Origin of the sequence: Shouchella rhizosphaerae, from assembly GCF_036700015.1 — a bacterium.
Classification (GTDB): Bacteria; Bacillota; Bacilli; order Bacillales; family Bacillaceae_D; genus Shouchella; species Shouchella rhizosphaerae.
In genome coordinates this window covers 1,417,186-1,435,250 of record NZ_CP144921.1, presented here as the reverse complement: position 1 = coordinate 1,435,250, position 18,065 = coordinate 1,417,186, and the positions used below count along the sequence as shown (strand labels likewise).

At 45.5% G+C, this 18,065-nt stretch carries 18 protein-coding genes; 10 read left to right on the top strand and 8 right to left on the bottom strand.

What is annotated here, in order from left to right:
- Positions 1-25 precede the first annotated feature (25 nt).
- Complete coding sequence (locus V5G21_RS07245) at positions 26-655, top strand: type 1 glutamine amidotransferase family protein (RefSeq protein ID WP_338465438.1); 630 nt, start codon at positions 26-28, stop codon at positions 653-655.
- A gap of 387 nt (positions 656-1,042) precedes the next feature.
- On the opposite strand, the gene V5G21_RS07240 is transcribed toward V5G21_RS07245, so the two are convergent.
- From V5G21_RS07240 to V5G21_RS07225, 4 genes are read right to left on the bottom strand one after another with little or no spacing between them, the layout of a single operon-like run.
- Positions 1,043-1,786 carry an ATP-binding cassette domain-containing protein gene (locus tag V5G21_RS07240; RefSeq protein WP_011248555.1) on the bottom strand — a complete coding sequence of 248 codons (744 nt, stop codon included), beginning with the start codon at positions 1,784-1,786 and terminating at the stop codon, positions 1,043-1,045.
- A 12-nt stretch (positions 1,787-1,798) separates the two neighbouring features.
- Entirely contained in the window at positions 1,799-2,566 is a 768-nt protein-coding gene (locus V5G21_RS07235; protein WP_011248554.1) for an ABC transporter permease subunit, read from the bottom strand.
- Between the two features lie 15 nt (positions 2,567-2,581).
- On the bottom strand, positions 2,582-3,580 hold the full coding sequence (locus V5G21_RS07230; protein WP_035206214.1) for an aliphatic sulfonate ABC transporter substrate-binding protein: 999 nt from the start codon (positions 3,578-3,580) through the stop codon (positions 2,582-2,584).
- Entirely contained in the window at positions 3,573-4,406 is an 834-nt protein-coding gene (locus V5G21_RS07225; RefSeq protein ID WP_338465437.1) for a VOC family protein, read from the bottom strand. Before V5G21_RS07225 ends, V5G21_RS07230 begins: the two co-directional genes overlap by 8 nt.
- A 419-nt stretch (positions 4,407-4,825) precedes the next feature.
- Between V5G21_RS07225 and V5G21_RS07220 the strand changes: the two genes are divergently transcribed.
- Positions 4,826-5,650: an isocitrate lyase/phosphoenolpyruvate mutase family protein gene (locus V5G21_RS07220; RefSeq protein WP_338465436.1), complete on the top strand. Its 825-nt coding sequence runs from the start codon at positions 4,826-4,828 to the stop codon at positions 5,648-5,650.
- 22 nt (positions 5,651-5,672) lie between these two features.
- Here the strand turns inward: V5G21_RS07220 and V5G21_RS07215 are convergent, their stop codons facing one another.
- The 3 genes from V5G21_RS07215 to V5G21_RS07205 form a co-directional block, all read right to left on the bottom strand.
- Positions 5,673-6,311: an SdpI family protein gene (locus tag V5G21_RS07215; RefSeq protein ID WP_011248550.1), complete on the bottom strand. Its 639-nt coding sequence runs from the start codon at positions 6,309-6,311 to the stop codon at positions 5,673-5,675.
- Positions 6,308-6,580: an autorepressor SdpR family transcription factor gene (locus V5G21_RS07210; protein WP_011248549.1), complete on the bottom strand. Its 273-nt coding sequence runs from the start codon at positions 6,578-6,580 to the stop codon at positions 6,308-6,310. Before V5G21_RS07210 ends, V5G21_RS07215 begins: the two co-directional genes overlap by 4 nt.
- Positions 6,581-6,740: 160 nt before the next feature.
- Positions 6,741-7,643 carry a LysR family transcriptional regulator gene (locus V5G21_RS07205; protein WP_073304537.1) on the bottom strand — a complete coding sequence of 301 codons (903 nt, stop codon included), beginning with the start codon at positions 7,641-7,643 and terminating at the stop codon, positions 6,741-6,743.
- Positions 7,644-7,763: 120 nt separating this feature from the next.
- Between V5G21_RS07205 and V5G21_RS07200 the strand changes: the two genes are divergently transcribed.
- Positions 7,764-8,426 (top strand): O-methyltransferase, encoded by a 663-nt coding sequence (locus tag V5G21_RS07200; RefSeq protein WP_011248547.1) that lies wholly within the window; start codon positions 7,764-7,766, stop codon positions 8,424-8,426.
- A 137-nt stretch (positions 8,427-8,563) separates the two neighbouring features.
- Here V5G21_RS07200 and V5G21_RS07195 read toward each other — a convergent pair whose 3' ends face one another.
- A complete protein-coding gene (locus V5G21_RS07195; protein WP_011248546.1) occupies positions 8,564-10,021 on the bottom strand; it encodes an alanine/glycine:cation symporter family protein in 1,458 nt (485 codons plus the stop codon).
- A 249-nt stretch (positions 10,022-10,270) separates the two neighbouring features.
- Between V5G21_RS07195 and V5G21_RS07190 the strand changes: the two genes are divergently transcribed.
- The 7 genes from V5G21_RS07190 (at position 10,271) to V5G21_RS07160 (ending at position 17,984) form a co-directional block, all read left to right on the top strand.
- Positions 10,271-11,014, top strand: coding sequence for an SDR family NAD(P)-dependent oxidoreductase (locus V5G21_RS07190; RefSeq protein WP_035206217.1), 744 nt, complete (start codon positions 10,271-10,273; stop codon positions 11,012-11,014).
- A gap of 325 nt (positions 11,015-11,339) precedes the next feature.
- Positions 11,340-11,813 (top strand): PH domain-containing protein, encoded by a 474-nt coding sequence (locus V5G21_RS07185; RefSeq protein ID WP_011248544.1) that lies wholly within the window; start codon positions 11,340-11,342, stop codon positions 11,811-11,813.
- A gap of 165 nt (positions 11,814-11,978) precedes the next feature.
- On the top strand, positions 11,979-12,578 hold the full coding sequence (locus tag V5G21_RS07180; RefSeq protein ID WP_035206219.1) for a TetR/AcrR family transcriptional regulator: 600 nt from the start codon (positions 11,979-11,981) through the stop codon (positions 12,576-12,578).
- Positions 12,579-12,775: 197 nt separating this feature from the next.
- Complete coding sequence (locus V5G21_RS07175; RefSeq protein ID WP_035206220.1) at positions 12,776-13,816, top strand: NADH:flavin oxidoreductase; 1,041 nt, start codon at positions 12,776-12,778, stop codon at positions 13,814-13,816.
- Between the two features lie 511 nt (positions 13,817-14,327).
- A complete protein-coding gene (locus tag V5G21_RS07170) occupies positions 14,328-15,752 on the top strand; it encodes a spore germination protein (protein WP_011248541.1) in 1,425 nt (474 codons plus the stop codon).
- A gap of 7 nt (positions 15,753-15,759) precedes the next feature.
- Complete coding sequence (locus tag V5G21_RS07165) at positions 15,760-16,863, top strand: GerAB/ArcD/ProY family transporter (protein ID WP_011248540.1); 1,104 nt, start codon at positions 15,760-15,762, stop codon at positions 16,861-16,863.
- Positions 16,860-17,984, top strand: a complete 1,125-nt coding sequence (locus tag V5G21_RS07160; RefSeq protein ID WP_011248539.1) for a Ger(x)C family spore germination protein — start codon at positions 16,860-16,862, stop codon at positions 17,982-17,984. The genes V5G21_RS07165 and V5G21_RS07160 overlap by 4 nt, the downstream gene beginning before the upstream one ends.
- Positions 17,985-18,065: the final 81 nt, after the last annotated feature.

The window sequence follows — 18,065 nt, the reverse complement described above, 5'->3', positions numbered from 1 at the left end:
TCAATTGTGATGGGAGTGGTATTGGATGCGAGCAAAAGTTTATCTTTATGTATTTGATACAATGTCAGACTGGGAATATGGATATTTAATGGCGGAACTAAACTCAGGAAGATATTTCAAAAGGGATTTAGCACCTTTCAAAGTAATTACAGTAGGCGCTAATAATGAAATCATTACTACGATGGGAGGGTTGAACATAAAACCAGATATTTCCGTAAATGAGTGTATTCTTGAAAGCAAAGATCTTTTAGTTTTACCTGGAGGGAATACTTGGGGAGAAGATAGTCATCAACCGATCTTGAAAAAAACTGGCGATGCTTTAAAGCTTGGGACTATTGTTGCTGCCATTTGTGGTGCAACTGAGGGACTAGCGAATTTTGGGTACCTAGATTCAAGAAAGCATACAAGCAATGATTTAGAGTATCTTAAAATGGTTTGTCCTAGTTATAAAGGAGAAAAATTTTATGAAATGAGACCTGCAGTATCTGATGAGAATTTGGTTACTGCCTCAGGAGTAGCCCCTCTGGAATTTACGATGGAAGTACTGGAAAAATTAGATGTATTTGCGCCAGATACATTGCATTCATGGTATAACCTAAATAAAACTCATAGAGCTGAATACTTCTTTCAGTTAATGAATTCAATAAACGGATAAGCTAAAGATCAACTTAGCAGATTATATTAGTTTAAAAAAACGACCATGCTTTAGACGATGAAAAAATGTGGTTTTTGTATATTAGTTAAAAATATCGGAAGACTGGATGGAGCCGATTTACTGGAACGGTCTCGAAGGGAAGGGTAAGAAAGACGGAGACAACAAGCAGAACAGCGCCAAAGGGTTGGTCGTAGATAAGCTTCTCCCGTCGTCCTTTAAAACTCCAAATTTAGAATTACGCATTTAACATTTCTCTTCCAATACAACGGAGAATCACGGAAGTTGCTACTGTCGCGGAGGAGATGTTCCTATCTCTTTATAGACAAAACGTCTTGCAAAAACTAAAAAAGAGGAGGTGTCTAGTGATCTAGAACGCCTCCTCTTGGATTACTCCTTTTCCAAAATCCGCGAAGTTACTTGCTTTTCAAGTTCAATTAATTGTTTATTGGTCACATCTCTTGGCCTGCTCAAAGGATTTTCGACATCAAGGGCAATGACGCCTTCTTCAATTAATATAATGCGATCGGCAAGTTTAACGGCTTCGCGTACATCATGGGTGACAAGTAAGGCGGTAAACTGGTTTTCTTGCCAAATCGTTTCGATTAAGTCTTGCATCTCTGATCGAGTCAGCGCGTCAAGGGCACTGAGTGGTTCATCGAGCATGAGCAAATCAGGCTCCCTGATCAGGGCGCGTGCTAGGGCGACGCGCTGTTGCTGCCCGCCTGAAAGCGTGCTCGGCCATTCATTGGAAAAAGCTGATAAACCAACGGCATGGAGGACGCTCTCGCCTTTTTGCTGCCAATTCCCTTTAAGGCCAAGCCCGACGTTATCGATCACTTTTTTCCAGGGCAGCAAGCGTGAGTCTTGATACATCATGGTGATGCTTGCCTGTGACTTTTTTAATGTTGCCCCATTGAATAAAAGGTCGCCGCTGCTTGGTTGTTCTAAACCAGCAACGAGACGGAGCAACGTGCTTTTTCCACTTCCGCTTTTGCCGACAATCGCGACAAATTGCCCTGCTTCAATCGTGAGTGTAATATCCTTTATCACATTTTGATCACCAAACGTTTTTTGCAATTGTGCGATGCGGATTTCAACGCCGCGCTTTGTCGTTTGTTTTGCTATAGCCATAATCGTTCTCTCCTATTTCCGATAATTCGGATGCCAGCGAAGCGCTTTTTTCTCCCCGAATTGGGCGATAATGTCCGCCAGCTTGCCAAAAAGGGCGTAGATGATAATGGTAACGATAATAACCTCGGTTTGCATAAACTGCCGTGCATTCATGGCCAAATAGCCGATGCCGTCGCTTGTGGCAATGGTCTCAGCGACAATTAATGTCAACCACATCACTCCGAGGGCATAGCGGATGCCGACAAAAATGGAAGGCAACGCCCCAGGGAGGTAGACATGGCGGAAAAGCCCCCAGCCTTTTAGTCCATACATTTTCCCCATTTCAATATAGCCTCGATTGACGCTGCGGATGCCATGCAATGTATTAATGTAGATCGGGAACATGACACCAAGGGCAACAAGAAAAATTTTCGACGCTTCCCCGATCCCGAGCCAGACAATCACAAGAGGCAGCAAGGCGAGGTGAGGAATGTTGCGGATCATTTGTACAAACGTATCAACCGTGTAAAAGGACCACGTTGACCAGCCGTTCAAAATGCCAAGCAGGAGCCCGATTGCGCCGCCAATGAGTAAGCCGATGAACGCCCGATATAAACTGATTTGAACATGTTCTAAAAGCGTGCCTGAAACGACCAGCTCATAGAAGGACTCGAGCACTGATGTCGGCGCCGGAAACAAACTAGGGGAGACAATTTCAAGCATCGATATGATTTGCCAGATAACAAGGAACAACAACGGCAGCATCCAAGGAAGGATTTGTTTTTGAAATGTATTCGTCATGTTGGCACCTACTTGTTATTCAATGTTGTCTGTTGCCCATGCTGCATCAACAGGCATGATTTCGGAAACGTCGACTTCGTTTTCAATGAGGCCAATACGGTAATAATCATCTGCCTGTTTTTGCTGGGCAGCGATGATGTCTTCGTTGATATTTTCAACGCCATAGTCACGGCGATTCACGACAGTGTCCAGGATCTCTTTCTCAATTCCAATCATATTGGAGAGCAATTCGGCGACTTCATCTGGATTTTCATTGGCCCATTGATCGGAGCGGTTCGTTTCTTCTAGCAAAATTTGAATCAGTTCTGGCGATTCCTCGGCAAATTGCGGCGTGGAAAAATAGAATGTCCGATTCGGGTACCCTTCGACGTTGTGATCGAGTGTTTTTACGTCAAGGGTATGTTCGACTCCTGCGAAAAATGGATCCCACGAGGCCAGTGCATCGACCTCCCCAGTCTCAAGCGCAGAACGGCCTTGTGAGGCATCGCCCATATAACGAAAATCCACATCATCGGCGCTTAGCCCCTCAGCTTCAAGGGCAAGAATCGCCAAATAATGGTGGTTGCCTCCTTTCATTGCCGCAATGCTTTTGCCTTTTAAATCCGCCACTGTTTCAATGCCAGAATCAGACTTTACCATGATGCCGACGCCTTGTTCATGAGGAAGGCTAGCGCCGACATAAACGATGTCGCGACCTTGTGCTTGTGCAAAAATGCCAGGGCCATCAGCCGCGTTTCCATAATCAATGTTGTTGGTTGACAACGCCTCCATGACAGCGGTTCCTTGGTCGAATTCAATCCATTCAACCGATACATCCAGTCCTTCCTCTTCAATCCGCTCTTCTAAATAGCCACTTTCTTTCAGCACATTTAGCGTATTCCCAGTTTGGAAGCCAATGCGGATCGTTTGTGCAGCGTTTGCTTCGGATGGGGACGACGACTGGCTTCCGCACGCGGTCAAGATTCCGCCGCCTAGTAAAACAAAAGCTAGAGTTAGTATTGTTGATTTACGCATGTGTCTCTCCTCCGTTGAAAACATAATGCCCCCCATGAATCGTAAACAGTTCCGTTTGGCCAGAGCCTGTTAACATAAGCTGAAACGGCCGTTCGCCACGTTGCTCTAAAAACTCATTCACCGGCCCTTGCCCTTTTGGTTGGGCAAATTTCAAGTTCCCTCCAGGAAGCTGCAATGTGTAGATGTCGGCGTTTAGGCGTGGATCGTAAATCGAGCCTTTGTGTTCTAAGTCGAACCACTCAGCCCATTTAAAAGCCGTTTGCTTTGCATCGTGGACAGCCATAAGGAAGCTGTCGATTTTCCATTGGCCAGCAGAATGAGGGGCAACGACTTGAGCTTCCTTTAATTCGTTTAATCGCTCTTGGTCGGTTTCGTGCCAGTCAATAAAGAAGGGGAGGGGTAATTCGGATCCTTCTTCACCGACGAATAATAGCGACCATTCCAACAGTTTGCCATCAGGACGCTTTCGGCTAAGAGGCACTGGACCATTCACGTTTAAGCCTTTTTGCTTGAATGTTTGTGCGAGCTTATTTAAATCCCAAGTGCGCAAACAAATTTTCGCAAAACCTTCAGTAAATTCATCACGAACAATAGAGGAAAAAGGACTGTAGGCTACATCCTGTGCTCCTACTTTGTCAAAAAGGGCACGATCATCAATGCTTAAAAACTCAATATACTCCATGCCGAAATGAAGCAACGTATTGTAAGAGCCCCGTTTTTCATGACGACCTCCATAAACCGTGTGAAAGCCTTTATTAATAAAACGATCTTTCAGTGTGTGTGCATCATCCACATAGTGAATCACATGATCAAAGGCAAGAGCCATCTCCTTCACTCCTCTATTCATTTAGTAATCCTATTAATTTTATATGATTTATAATTTTAATAAATAAAGTTTAGGGGAAGGACCTCAGTGTGTCAACAACTTTTGTTTTACAGTTATGCAAGGAACTGTTTAGAAAAAAAGGGGGATTGCAAGTTGGTGAAAAAGTGAGAAGCAAAATCGGTGTGTAAGGGGCAAGAGTGTTGGGTGAGGAACGCAGATGTCTGTAAGCATGATGCTGGTCCATTCCAACAGCGGGCTTTGCCGTTGTGGTCGACGTCAAATCTACTACATGATGAAATTTTTACCCCTATGGAAACTAAAGGAAGTTTTATTTTGCGACATCGACACTTCGATGTTGATGGAATTCTCTAGCGTATACAATAGCGGTGATCATTAAAATGGAAAAAGGGGATCTGTCAATGAAACAACAACATGCGATCAAGGCAAAAACATTTCGACGTTTACACGAACAATCTTCCACTTTTGTCCTCCCTAATGCATGGGACGCAATGAGCGCAAAAATGTTTGAAGCTGGCGGTTTTCAAGCGATTGGAACAACAAGTGCCGGCATTGCGGCTTCCTTAGGTTACCCAGATGGCCAACAGCTGCCTCGCGCTAAATTGGTTGAGGTAGTAAGGAATATCGCCCATTCAGTAGCGGTTCCCGTTAGTGCCGATATTGAAGCAGGATATGGGCGATCCGTGGCCGAGGTGGTGCAAACTGTAAAAGAAGTTGTAGCGGCTGGGGCAGTCGGCATTAACATTGAAGATGGCACAGGCAACCCTAGTAAACCTGTCTTTTCGATTTCCGAACAAACAGAAAAAATCGCAGCGATTAAAGCTAGCCATACGCCCCTATTTGTGAATGCCCGTACAGACATCTATTGGCTAAAAATTGGCGATCCTTTATCCCGTTTCCAAGAAGCTGAAAAGCGTGCAATAGCTTACCAAGAAGCAGGCGCAGATTGTTTGTTTATTCCTGGGCTTACGGACAGGGAAGAAATACAAAAAATGAGGGCGGCCATTTCGATTCCGATCAATTTGTTGGTTGACTCGGAAATGCCCGCCCTCACGGAGTTGTCGACAATAGGAATTGAGAGGCTAAGTTGCGGCTCTGCCCCATTTCGGGCAACAGCTACTTTGCTCGCTGCTATTTGCGAACAGATCGTTCACGACGAAACGTTTTCCCATCTGACAAAGGATGTTCTTTCCTATAGCAGCATAACGAAAATCATGAGTCAGTAGATCGGCTACTGCTTTCAAGTGCCTAATGGCCGACGATGCGTTTATGAAGAATATACGAATAAACCATCGGCACGACTACGATTACAACAATGAGTCCAATGGACAATACCGCACTAATGTTTCTTGGCAAAAACGGTTCGATGATAAAAAGCAAGCCTCCGCCTATAAGCAAACGCCCACCAAGACGGTGTGTTTTTCGCCAAACTTCGTCATTGCTGATGGTCCACGGCGTTTTGATGCCGATAAACCAGTTGGGCTTAATCGTCTGCATGTAGTTTCCAAGAATGATAAAGAGGATGCCTACTGCAACTGGCACGACCCGATTGATTGAAACGGGAGCACCTATGCCTGAGAGGACCGTCACAATGCTAATCGCGAGAAAAAGGGCGATGAGCACGTTGCCGATAATCGAATAGGGCCGTGTGAATTTTCTATAGTTGTCTTTCTTCGGGTCTATGCGGGGCAAGTATAGCAACATCGCATAAACGGCGATCAGGATTCCATTAAGAAGCAAGAAGGCAGAGAATGTTGGAGCATAGCGGTCCACTTCTCCATTCACTCCCCAATGTACGGGCATTTCCGCAGGCAAGTGTTTATAAGCAAAAAGCCATACAGCGATAGAAATTATAATTGAAACAATTGGAAAGAGATGTTTTTTCATGGTTGTTTTCCCCCTTTTTCAAAAAAGCCCATTGTCCAGGAAAGCAGCTCCTGAAATACGGTTAAGTTGAGCGAGTAATAGACGAACTGGCCTTTTTTCTCGTCATGGACAAGGTGGGCAGCCTTTAACAGTTTTAAATGCTGGGAAATGCTTGGCTTTGACACTTGAAAATGGTTGGCAATCTCGCCAGCAGTTAAATCCTGTTCTTTAAGCAAATCAAGGATTTTTCGCCTCGTTGGATCGGCCAACGCTTTAAATGCTTCGTGCATCAGGGGCCTCCTTTCAAACACGGCACATTTAAGTAATTAAGAAATTACTTAAATACTTAACTAACCTAAGCATACAGGAATACTGCTTAATTTTCAAGTGTGTATCCCTATTGACAGGATGAAAAAAAGCGTTAATTAAACGTTTGTTTAATCGACAAGATCACTTGCCGTGCTTGAAACGTGTTCGTTTGCAATGGGAAATAAACCGTTGGACGAGTTCGTTTTGCTGCTCCTGTTTTCTTGTACAGATGGCAATGCTGTTGACGATGGGGACATGTTCAACATAGACGCGCGCTAAATCGCCTCGTTTTATATGTTCCTTCGCTACTAAAGAGGAAACGAAATTGATGCCAAAACCGGCCATCACAGCAGAAAGGGCTTCGTTCAATCCACTGAACTGCAAAGCAATCGTTGGCGGTTTTAGATGGTTGGCCTGGCATAACGTAAATAATTGCGCCCTTGTCGAGCTGCCTTCTTCGCGCATGACAAATGGTTCAATTACTACTTCCGCCAACGAGACTCGTTCATTGGCCAATCGATGGGAGGGAGCAGTGACAAACCAAAGCTCATCTTCTAGCCATTCATCCCAAACAAAGTCTTTCGCGCGTTTGTCGATGGTGCCAGCATATATCGCTATATCGGCTTTGTAACGGGCCAGTTTTTCAAATGCCTGTTGAGAATTGACCGTTTCGATTTGCAAATCGATTGTAGGATATTGGGCTTTGAATGCTCCTGCTAATTGTGGCAATAAAAAGTTTGCCGGAAGATATGTGGCAGCGACATGGATGTGCCCCGCGCCTACATCGCGAAATTGTTGAGCAAATGCTTCAATATGGGTTTCAACCGAGAATAACGTTTCTGCTTTGTCAGCAAGCTGTTTTCCAAATGGCGTAGGCACAATCCCCCTGCCGTCCTTTTGTAGCAAAGGTATGTTTAATTCCGCTTCAAACGCTTTTAGTTGGCTCGAAACAGCTGGTTGGCTAATGTGCAAAGCTTGTGCTGCTTTGGTGATGCTTCCCGTGCGCACCACCGTATAAAACAACCGAAGTCCGTGAAGATTCATTCCGTCACTCCCCGATATATAAATAATTGTTATAGATTCCTAAAAAAGATCGATTATTTTTATTGTTATGTTGAGTATACACTGGAATTGTAAGCAAAATAACGAAAAGGGGTTGGGAATGTGGAAAAGCAAACTTGGCAGCTCGTTGATTCGTATATGACGGAACGTTTGCGGATAGGGGATGAGGGTCTGGACGCTGCTTTAGCGAATAATCGCCAAAAGGGGTTGCCAGCTATTGATGTTTCGCCAACACAGGGGAAGCTTTTGACGCTGTTAGCAAGAATGAAAGGGGCCAAGCGCATTCTTGAAATTGGTACGCTCGGCGGCTACAGCACGATTTGCTTGGCACAAGGGATGTCAGACACGGGAAAAATCGTGACGTTAGAATATGAACCCAAACATGCTGCTTGTGCAAAGGAGAACATTGCTTTTGCCGGTTATGCCGATCAGGTCGATATCATTATAGGTCCCGCCCTTGAAAGCCTGCCTATTCTTCACGAACAGCAGCAATCGTTTGATTTTATTTTTATCGATGCCGATAAGCCTAACAATCCACATTACGTAAAGTGGGCGTTGAAGCTGGCTTCTCCTGGCGCGGTCCTTGTCGCTGACAACGTCATCCGTGACGGAGAGGTACTAAACCGCCACAGCACGGATCCTCGTGTCCAAGGCATCCGCACATTTGTAGAATTACTGGAGCAAGAGGAACGGATTGAGGCGACTGCGATCCAAACAGTAGGCGAAAAGGGCTACGATGGCTTTATTTTAGGGATTGTCCACTAATTGAACTGGCAATGAATCACAATAGAAGCATTAGGGGCGTTTTTCCTTTTAATAATGGTGACACACTCAAAAACAGCTAGCTTCAAGGCATTTGAAGCTAGCTGTTTCATGAAATGATTGACTAAAAGCGTGCGAACTTAACTAGCATTTTTGTCTGGCCCTTTCTCGTACGTTTCCCAGAATGTCGCATGTTGAATGCCCAACTTTTTAGGATCGAAAACAGGGTCAAGCCCTTGTTGTTTCTGAGCTTCATAATCCTTTAAGGCGATCATTGCTGGCTTGGCGAGCAGGACGATGGCAATGATGTTGATCCACACCATTAAACCGAGGCCAATGTCGCCAAGGAGCCATGCATTTGCAGCTGTTCGGTTGGCGCCGTAATACGTCGCTCCAAGCAACAGCAACTTAATGACAACCATTGGCCAGGCCGCATTGCGCCCGCGCATCAAATAGGCAATGTTTGTTTCGGCAATATAGTAGTAAGCCATAATCGTTGTAAAAGCGAAAAATAGGAGTGCAATCGCGACAAATCCCGTTCCAAAAGCAGGGAACACCTGGTTGATGGCTTCCTGTGTAAATTGAGGCCCAGCCTCAACGCCAGGAATCGCTTCAAACACATGCGTACCTTCTTCAGGCCCTTGTGTATTGTACATCCCTGTAAATAAGATCATAAAGGCAGTTGCTGAACAAACAAGCAAAGTGTCAATGTATACAGAGGCCGCTTGCACCAACCCTTGCTTAGCTGGGTGTGATACTTCGGCTGCTGCCGCGGGATGCGCGCCAGTGCCTTGGCCAGCCTCATTGGAGTAAACGCCGCGCATGACGCCCCAAGAAATAGCGCTGCCAAGCAAGCCGCCAAAGAGAGAGTCCATTCCGAACGCACTGCGAAAGATTAAGGCAATCGTTTCTGGTACAGCAGATAGGTTCATAAAAATAATGATGGCCGCCATCAACATATAGCCAATGGCCATAAATGGCACGATAAAAGCGGCGGTGTTCGCGATCCATTTAATCCCGCCAAAAATAATCAGCCCTAAAACCAATACAAGAAACAACCCAGTTGCCCAAGTCGGTATGCTAAAGGCATTATTGACAGCAGCGGCAATCGAATTGGACTGGACGCCAGGCATAAGCACAGACATCGCTACAAGGGCTGCGACTGCAAACAGAATCGCAAACCATTTTACGCCTAATCCTTTTTCAATATAGTAAGCAGGCCCGCCTCGGTATTGGCCATTTTGTTTATCTTTATAAATTTGTGCAAGCGTCGACTCAATAAACGCGCTGGAAGCGCCCAGAAAGGCAATCGCCCACATCCAAAATACAGCCCCTGGTCCGCCAAAATAAATCGCTGAAGCGACGCCAGCAATGTTCCCCGTTCCGACACGGCCTGCCAAAGCAACGGATAACGCTTGGAAAGAGGAAACGCCGGCATCTGATTTTTTGCCACTGAACATAAGGGTAAACATATCTTTTAGATGGCGGACTTGCAAAAATCTTGTTAGTAATGAAAAAATCAATCCTACACCTAATAATGTGTAAACGACTGGTGAGCTCCACAGCACATTATTAATAAACTCTAAGACCACGTCCACTGTACGTCCTCCTTAAATAAAGAGATGTTATTTAAATATTCCATGAATTTATCGAATTCTTATTTGATGGTCGGCTCCTTTCTTGGTTCAACTAAGTTATTTTCTTATAATAAACGGTATTGGCAAAGATGAAAAGAAGATCTTTGTGAATTTTGCGATTTGATTGGAAGATTTTCTGTCAGCCATTGACGCATCGTCCTTATTTGTTTTGGGAAGGATAACAGTACTGATCCAAACAGGAGGTTGCTTATGGTTGAACTAACCAACAAGGTCGTGATTATTACCGGAGGTGCGTCTGGCATTGGCCGGGCAGCGGTCGATGCGTTTTTGGCAAAAGGCGCAAAAGTGGTGATCGCTGATTTTAATAAGGAGACGGGAGAGGCTGCTGTTAAGGAATTAACAGATGCAGGCAAGCAAGTACTGTTTGTGCAAACCGATGTATCAAACGAACAATCGGTGCAAAATATGGTCGCTGAAACGGTGAAGGCCTATGAGCGCGTTGATATTCTTATAAACAATGCCGGTTTCGGTACAATGAGCCCGTCCCATGAAAGAACATACGAGGATTACGAAAAAATCGTGAAAGTATGCCAAGACGGCGTTTTTTTAGGATCGAAGCACGCGATTAAAGAAATGATTAAAACAGGCGGCGGTTGTATCATCAATACGTCGTCCATACTCGGCTCCGTCGCTCAGCCCGAGGCGCTGCCTTACAACGCTGCAAAAGGGGCAGTCAATACAATGACAAAATCGTTGGCAGTTGAATATGCAGACAAACAGATACGCGTCAACGCCGTAGCTCCTGGGTTTGTAGAGACAGCCGCCGTAAATAAGGAAGCGCTTGGCGACTTTTATGATGGCCTTGTCGCCAAACATCCAATAGGGCGGTTAGGAAAACCGGAAGACATTGCCCATGCGATGGTTTTTCTTGCCGAAAATGAATTTGTCACAGGTACAATTCTAACGATTGACGGCGGCTATACCGCTTTATAAGCAGAGAGAAACACCGTAAAGACAGCTCGAATCGGCTGCTTTAGGGTGTTTTTTGGCGGTCCTAAAACTACGCCAGACTATTTCACAGTAGCCCCTTCTTATATAACGTTAATAGTGTAATCATTTTACGTGAGGAAGAAATGAGACACATACTAAGAATAAGCAAAATAATAGGTCTAAAGGCATGGTTTCTATTTGCCGATTGGTTTGCGCTCAGGAGTATCGTACTGTTCAAAAGGCTACGCAAGTGCGTTAGACTAAAAGAAGGAAATGTTTAGCAAAATAGACGGTTGTTGATAGAAAAATGGGAAAAGGAGTTCAACCTATGCGCTACTACTCAAAACGAGATTGGGCCATGAAAGCCATTATTGCCGCGGTTTGGCTAATCGGGATTGCCGTACTCTTTTTTATGTACACAGACGATTCAGCAACATTCTTAATGATTTATGTATTTGGCCCAATGTTGGTATTCGGCCTTGTCTTAGTAACCGCATCAATCACGAATATGTATTATGAACTGCAAGAAGAAGGCTTGTATGTGAAAGCCGGTTTTTACTCTTATTTCTTTCCATATGAAACAATGGAAAGCATTCATCCAATAAAAGGCTTTTACACTCCTGGCGTTAAAGCCGCCATGGCTTTAACAGGCGTCGCCATCAAAGTCAACGACGGCAGAGAGTTAGTCCGAATTTCTCCAGACAACGAAGCCTCATTCCGCGCCGAGCTGATGGAAAAAGCGCCCCACGTAAAGGAAATTGATGAAGCCATTTCGCAAAGGGAGGATAAAAAATCCATTTAAATCTAGCATTGGATCTTCCGAAGAGGGACGAGCATATCGATTTTCTTGCGCTTTTTTGTGAAAAGCTCTTTTTTGATGACCTAGCCGAACCAGGAAACGATAAATGTTAACAGTGGGGAAAGCAAACTAATTGACTCCGCGGTCAAGAATGGATATGATACCTCCATGAGCAGACCAAGAGAATTTGATGTTGATCGTGCGCTGCGCCAGTCCATGGAAGTATTTTGGACGAAAGGGTTTAAAGCGACTTCCTATGATGACTTGACTAGCACGACGCAAGTGAAGAAACAAAGTTTGTATTGTGTCTTTAAAAATAAGCGCGAGTTGTTTTTACGTGCATTAGTGCTATACAGGGAACAGAGCATAGCGATGCTGGAGGCATTGGCCTCTCAGGAGGGGTCTCCTGTGAAAAAATTGGAGGCCATTTGCGAGGCTACGCTCTGTCAAAACGATGAAACGATGAGTCGAGGCTGCCTCATCGTCAATTCAGCCCTTGAATTTGGAACCGATGACGAGGAAGTCAATCGCGAGGTCGCATTGATGTTTAATCAGGTCGGCCGTGTGCTAGAGACGGTCATTCGCAGCGGTCAGGAACAGCAATTGATTACGTCTCGCCTTACAAGCAAAGCGCTTGCCCTTCACCTGAACAACGCTCTTAGCGGCGCGAAGATTATGGAAAAATCAGGTGCTCCCCGAGAACAGATCGCAGTGGTATTGCGTACAGCGCTTGCGCTTATGATGGCAGAGAATGATGGAAGCTTGTGAGTGATATATAACAACATGCATGTATGATACGTTGAATGCGTGCATGTCTTTTTTAGGAAAATTCTTGACTGTGTGGTCAAGAAGGCGTATAGACCGTATGGAAAAACGTGCGAGGGGGTGATACTTAAAAACATAGAGGGCATCAAATGATTGATTTTCTAGACTGTTCACATACAAAATGAAACCCGGAGGTAGTTATGACGAATTCAACGTCCGTTCAAGCTTTGTTCCAACCGTTTTCAATTAAAAATATGAATCTGTCCAATCGGATTGTGATGGCGCCGATGACTCGCCAATTTTCACCTGGAGGCGTTCCAGGGCCTGATGTGGCCGCCTATTACCGCCGCAGAGCGGAAAACGGAGTCGGACTAATTGTGACCGAGGGTACGGTCATTGAGCATCCAGATTCGTCGAATCAGGAAAATGTCCCGCACATCTATGGCGACAAGGCATTAAACGGCTGGGCCAACGTAGTGGCTGAGGTGCACAAAGCCGGTGGCCGGATCATCCCACAGATTTGGCATATGGGTGCTCGCGGCCATGTCGGCGACTATACGGAAAACGATGTCGCCGCCATAGTGGATGCTTTTGCGCAAGCTGCAGCGGAAGCGAAGCGGATCGGCTTTGACGGGATTGAACTGCACGGTGCGCACCAATATTTGATTGACCAGTTTTTTTGGGATCAAACGAACCCGCGCACAGATCGTTATGGCGGTGATATGGTGGAACGCACCCGCTTTGCGGTGGAGGTCATCGAAGCTTGCCGCCGCGCCGTCGGACCGGACTTTCCTATTGTGCTGCGCTTCTCGCAATGGAAGTCCAGTGACTATACGGCTAAATTGGCAACAACAGCGGCTGAATTGGAGCAATTTCTGGCACCGTTAACCGACGCAGGAGTCGATGTCTTCCACTGCTCCACTCGCCGCTTCTGGGAACCTGAATTTGAAGGGTCTGATTTGAATCTTGCTGGTTGGACTAAAAAGCTGACAGGAAAACCAACAATCACCGTCGGATCAGTTGGGTTGGACAGTGAATTTACGAAACTCTTCGCCGAAGGAAAGGGAGCAGGTGTCTCGAACATTAACGGGTTGATCGAGAAACTGGAACAGGGGGAATTTGATCTCGTAGCGATCGGTCGGGCATTATTAGCTGACCCTGCATGGGCAAGCAAAATCCGTGATGGCCGTATCAACGAACTGACGCCATTTTCGCCCGACGCGGTAAAAACACTTTACTAAAAGTAATCTTGCAACAACGAAGGAGCTGCGCCGCAGCTCCTTTCGCGTGAGTGGCGAAATTCTTCAAAGGGAAGCAATGAAGAGTAGCGTCAAGGGATCCACATTTAAATGTTCGATAAAGAATACGATCAAACATTCGATCTGACAGGGTTTCTCATATGAATAATAAGAGTCTGGCCGTACCTCCCACATATTTTGTTTTCGGTTGTTACGATCGGAGCTTCGCCAAACCAATTGTGCAGTCCGAACAGGAAAATAAACGACACCCGATCTTTAAAAGTGGATTACACCTTTTACGGAATGGGGGACTCCCGAATGTTTTCTGTACATGTTTAAACACGCCCTTTTTATGTTTTTTTGGCATGAACAAATTTAGTGGTAGGAGGCTTCGCTAATGTACGTCTTGGCCGCAATCAGCATTCATGCGAATCCAAGCCAGCCACCGATTGCCCTGCATAACAACCTATCCCACTTGGCACACTAACGGTATGAATAGCCGGAGGAGCCTTTTATGGATGTGTTTGGTGCCGATTATGAACAAAATAAGAAAAAATTGGTCGAGGAAATAGGCGATCAAGCCGACTTGACGATTAAATATGCGTACGCGACTTCATTGGATAAGCAGTTGACGTTTTTTTATTTCGGAGAAGCGGACATGCAAAGAATGGAGAGCTGCCTTCGCTACTTAAATGGGTTGCCAGCCGCTTATTTTAAAAAGAGGGGCAGCGAGGAGGAGTGGGCGAAACCATCGATTAGCTATGCGGAGTCTGTAGAACTGGATGTCAAAAAAGCGGTCAAATCGCTGTATTTGGATCGGGTCGTCTTGCTGGTGGAGGGCGTCCCGTTTGCGTATGTGTTGCAGTTAAAAAAGGGAATGAACCGCAACGTGGAGCAGCCGACAATTGAGCCGGTTATCCGCGGCCCGAAAGTGTCGTTTATTGAGGATGTTAACGCAAACATTGCCTTAGTACGCCAGTATGGCGATGACGAAAACCTCATTGTCGCTGAACATGTTGTCCATTATAAAAACAAACAAAAGACGATCCGCTACATTCACCATAAAGAAAAAACAGAGCCTGCTGTTGTCGAAGAGGTAGCCGAGCGCCTGAAGGGCATTCAACACGCCAACATTGAGGATTCTGGTAAAGTTGAAAGTTTTTTGAACAACTCGCCTTTGTACTCGCCATTTCCGCAAATCCAGACAACAGAGCGGGTTGACCTGATTTTAGGCGGCCTAGAAGAAGGACGTGTCGCCATCTTTGTCGACGGCTCGCCGTTTGCGTTTATGGTGCCCACCACGTTTGAACAGCAACTGCAAGCGGCGGACGATTATTATGAGCGCTGGATGATTAGCTCTCTCATTCGCATACTCCGTTACATAGCTTTATTCATTACGTTGTTTGTTGCACCTGTTTACATCGCGCTTGTGTCTTTCCATCAAGGGCTCATACCGGACGAACTGTCGCTCACGATCATGAATACACGAATGAACGTGCCCTTTCCAGCGGCTGGCGAAGTCGTCGTGATGACGCTTTTTATAGAATTATTGCGTGAGGCGAGTATTCGCCTCCCTTCTCCCCTTGGGCAGACAATCGGCCTAGTTGGCGGCGTTGTTGTTGGCCAAGCTGTCGTTGAGGCCCATATTGTCAGCTCAATCATGGTCATCATCATAGCGCTGACAGCGATTTCGTCTTTTGCCGTGCCAATGTATAACTTGAGCTTGTCTTTTCGGCTTCTTAGCTTTGTCGCCATCCTCTTTGCCTCAATGTTCGGCCTGTTTGGCGTCGTTTGCTTTTTTATTGCCCTTACCATTCATTTAGCAAGCTTGCATAACTATGGCGTCCATTATTTTTCGCTTAAATTTTCATTCAAAAAACATGGCATTTACGATGCCATCCTCCGTTTGCCGACTGTACTGAAGGATAAGAAGGGGTGAATTGCACTTGGCCAAGACGAACGTTTATATGCAGCGGACACTGACTAATGTCCAGTTTGCGGCAGTATTGATGACGACGCTCCTCGGTGTGGGTGTGTTAAACTTGCCGCGGACGATGACCGTTAACTTAAATACGGCTGATGGCTGGATCTCGGTCCTGATTGCTGGCATAGCCGTAAGCCTCATTTTTTTGTTTAATGTCTTTGCCTTCAAGTCTCATCAGGTTGACTCGATTGACGTTTTTATGGAGAGAGCGTTCGGCAAGTGGGTAAGCAATTTTCTTTGCATCGTGATTGCCGTTTACTTTCTCGTCCAGTCCAGTTGGCAAGTCGTGGCCATGAGCGAAATGATCCGCTATTTTTTGCTAGAAGAAACGCCCTATTATGTCGTCATTGGAATGATTGTCATTTTAAGCGCGTATGCCGTGTTTTACCCGTTTGCAACGATTGCACGCATCTGCTGTTTTTTTCTGCCGATTTCCCTTATTGTGCTCTTGCTTATTCTCGGGCTTAGTGCAGAGGAAGTGGATGTGTATCGACTACGCCCTGTCGCTCCAGAAGGGTTTGGTCCGATTTTCGCCAATGTAACAGAGGCGCTCCAAGCTTTTCAAGGTGCTGAAGTTATGTTGCTTCTCCTCGCTTTTCTCCGAACAGGCACAAAGCCTAAGAAAAGCGGTGTACTTGCGTTTTCAACGATAACAGTGGTCTACATGTTAATTTATGGAATTGTGGTTTCCTCTCTAGGTGTGGCAGAAGTAAAAACGCTCGTGTGGCCAACGATTGCCTTGACACAAGCTGCAGAAAGTGGAGCGTTCTTTTCTGGTCGCTTAAATTCTTTGCTGATTAGTACATGGACACTGCAATTTTTTACGACCATTGTGCTTGCCTTGTTTGCGGCAGTCCATTTGCTTGATAAACGACTGCCGATCCGTCGTGGCTATTTGTTGTTTGTATGCACTGTGCTTGTTTTTGCGATTGGCATACTGCCACAGACGTACTACCAAATTTCAATGGTAGGCAAGTGGGAACAGTATGCTTTTTTGACTATTTTTGCGGTATTGCCATTCCTTTGTTACCTCACGGTTGCCATCAAAAAGAAGGTGAAGGCATGAAATATAAGATCATCGCGCTACTTGGCAGTGTGCTGCTCCTTACAGGTTGCTGGGACCACACGAATATTGAAGACTACTCACTCGTCATGGGCATTGGGCTTGGGATTGATGCAGAGGAAAAGGAAAAGGTCGGCATGCTGACGCAATTGTATCTGCCTGTTGCTGACGCCAAAGGTGTTGCCGAGCTTTCTTTTCGAAACCTTTATACAAAAGGAGAAACGGTCTTAGACGCAACGCGGGAATTGGAGTTAATTGACCAAGGAATATTAAGCGACCATCAACTCGTGCTCGTGTTTCATGAGGATGCGTTAAGAAAGTGGCGGGCCGAAGAGCTGATTAACCAAAAAATCCGCGACGAACGGGCAAGGAGGGGCATTCGGATATTTGTCACTGAGGTGCCGTTGCAAACACTGTTTAAGTATCCAGTAGAAGCAAGAGTAGCACCTACATCGAAAATGTTGGACGCGCTTGCGCAAAACACCGACCGCTCTACAAAAGTACTACCGCCGGTCACACTTGGGACGTTGTCTGACAACATTAATCGTGGCTACACGATGATTTTGCCAAAAGTGACAGTGAAAGACGGAAACTTGGAGCTAGACGGAGGCCAAATTTTAAAGAAAGGCGTCCATCTAGCCGATTCCCTCTCCCCTGACCAAATAACTAGCTTAAACTGGCTTACAGGCGAGGTGAAAGCGGGCGTCGTGCAGGCTAAAGTGGATGGCTACCGAGTGGTATATGAAGTATTAAGCTCTCGGATAGAGTCTGTTAAAACAACGCTTGAAAACGACAAACTTACGATGGACATTTATGTAAAATCAGATGGACGCCTGGCGGAAAACTGGGATCCGAAAGAAAATACGTACGATCCAACGTATTTAAAGAAACTGGAAGGGCTATTTGAAAAAACGGTAGAAACACAAGTGGACCAAATCGTCAATGACATGCAAACAAAATACGAGGCCGCTCCCTTTAAGCTTGTTAAATATGTACGCGTACAGCAATACCCATTTTGGAAAAAGAATAAAGACAACTGGGATGAAGTCTTTTCAGAGGCGACAGTCCGCTTCCATGTTGATTTGACGATTACCGACTTTGGCATTAGGGGGAAAAGGCAATAAGTGTGAAAAAGAGGACGTGTTCGATAGAATCAAGTTGACATTTACGGAGAGGGGAGAACACGTTCAAGTTAATATCGTTCT

Coding starts and splice junctions, on each gene's coding strand:
- V5G21_RS07245 (WP_338465438.1), top strand. CDS start 26: ATGCGAGCAAAAGTTTATCTTTATGTATTTGATACAATGTCAGACTGG.
- V5G21_RS07240 (WP_011248555.1), bottom strand. CDS start 1,786: ATGGCTATAGCAAAACAAACGACAAAGCGCGGCGTTGAAATCCGCATC.
- V5G21_RS07235 (WP_011248554.1), bottom strand. CDS start 2,566: ATGACGAATACATTTCAAAAACAAATCCTTCCTTGGATGCTGCCGTTG.
- V5G21_RS07230 (WP_035206214.1), bottom strand. CDS start 3,580: ATGCGTAAATCAACAATACTAACTCTAGCTTTTGTTTTACTAGGCGGC.
- V5G21_RS07225 (WP_338465437.1), bottom strand. CDS start 4,406: ATGGCTCTTGCCTTTGATCATGTGATTCACTATGTGGATGATGCACAC.
- V5G21_RS07220 (WP_338465436.1), top strand. CDS start 4,826: ATGAAACAACAACATGCGATCAAGGCAAAAACATTTCGACGTTTACAC.
- V5G21_RS07215 (WP_011248550.1), bottom strand. CDS start 6,311: ATGAAAAAACATCTCTTTCCAATTGTTTCAATTATAATTTCTATCGCT.
- V5G21_RS07210 (WP_011248549.1), bottom strand. CDS start 6,580: ATGCACGAAGCATTTAAAGCGTTGGCCGATCCAACGAGGCGAAAAATC.
- V5G21_RS07205 (WP_073304537.1), bottom strand. CDS start 7,643: ATGAATCTTCACGGACTTCGGTTGTTTTATACGGTGGTGCGCACGGGA.
- V5G21_RS07190 (WP_035206217.1), top strand. CDS start 10,271: ATGGTTGAACTAACCAACAAGGTCGTGATTATTACCGGAGGTGCGTCT.
- V5G21_RS07185 (WP_011248544.1), top strand. CDS start 11,340: ATGCGCTACTACTCAAAACGAGATTGGGCCATGAAAGCCATTATTGCC.
- V5G21_RS07180 (WP_035206219.1), top strand. CDS start 11,979: ATGAGCAGACCAAGAGAATTTGATGTTGATCGTGCGCTGCGCCAGTCC.
- V5G21_RS07175 (WP_035206220.1), top strand. CDS start 12,776: ATGACGAATTCAACGTCCGTTCAAGCTTTGTTCCAACCGTTTTCAATT.
- V5G21_RS07170 (WP_011248541.1), top strand. CDS start 14,328: ATGGATGTGTTTGGTGCCGATTATGAACAAAATAAGAAAAAATTGGTC.
- V5G21_RS07160 (WP_011248539.1), top strand. CDS start 16,860: ATGAAATATAAGATCATCGCGCTACTTGGCAGTGTGCTGCTCCTTACA.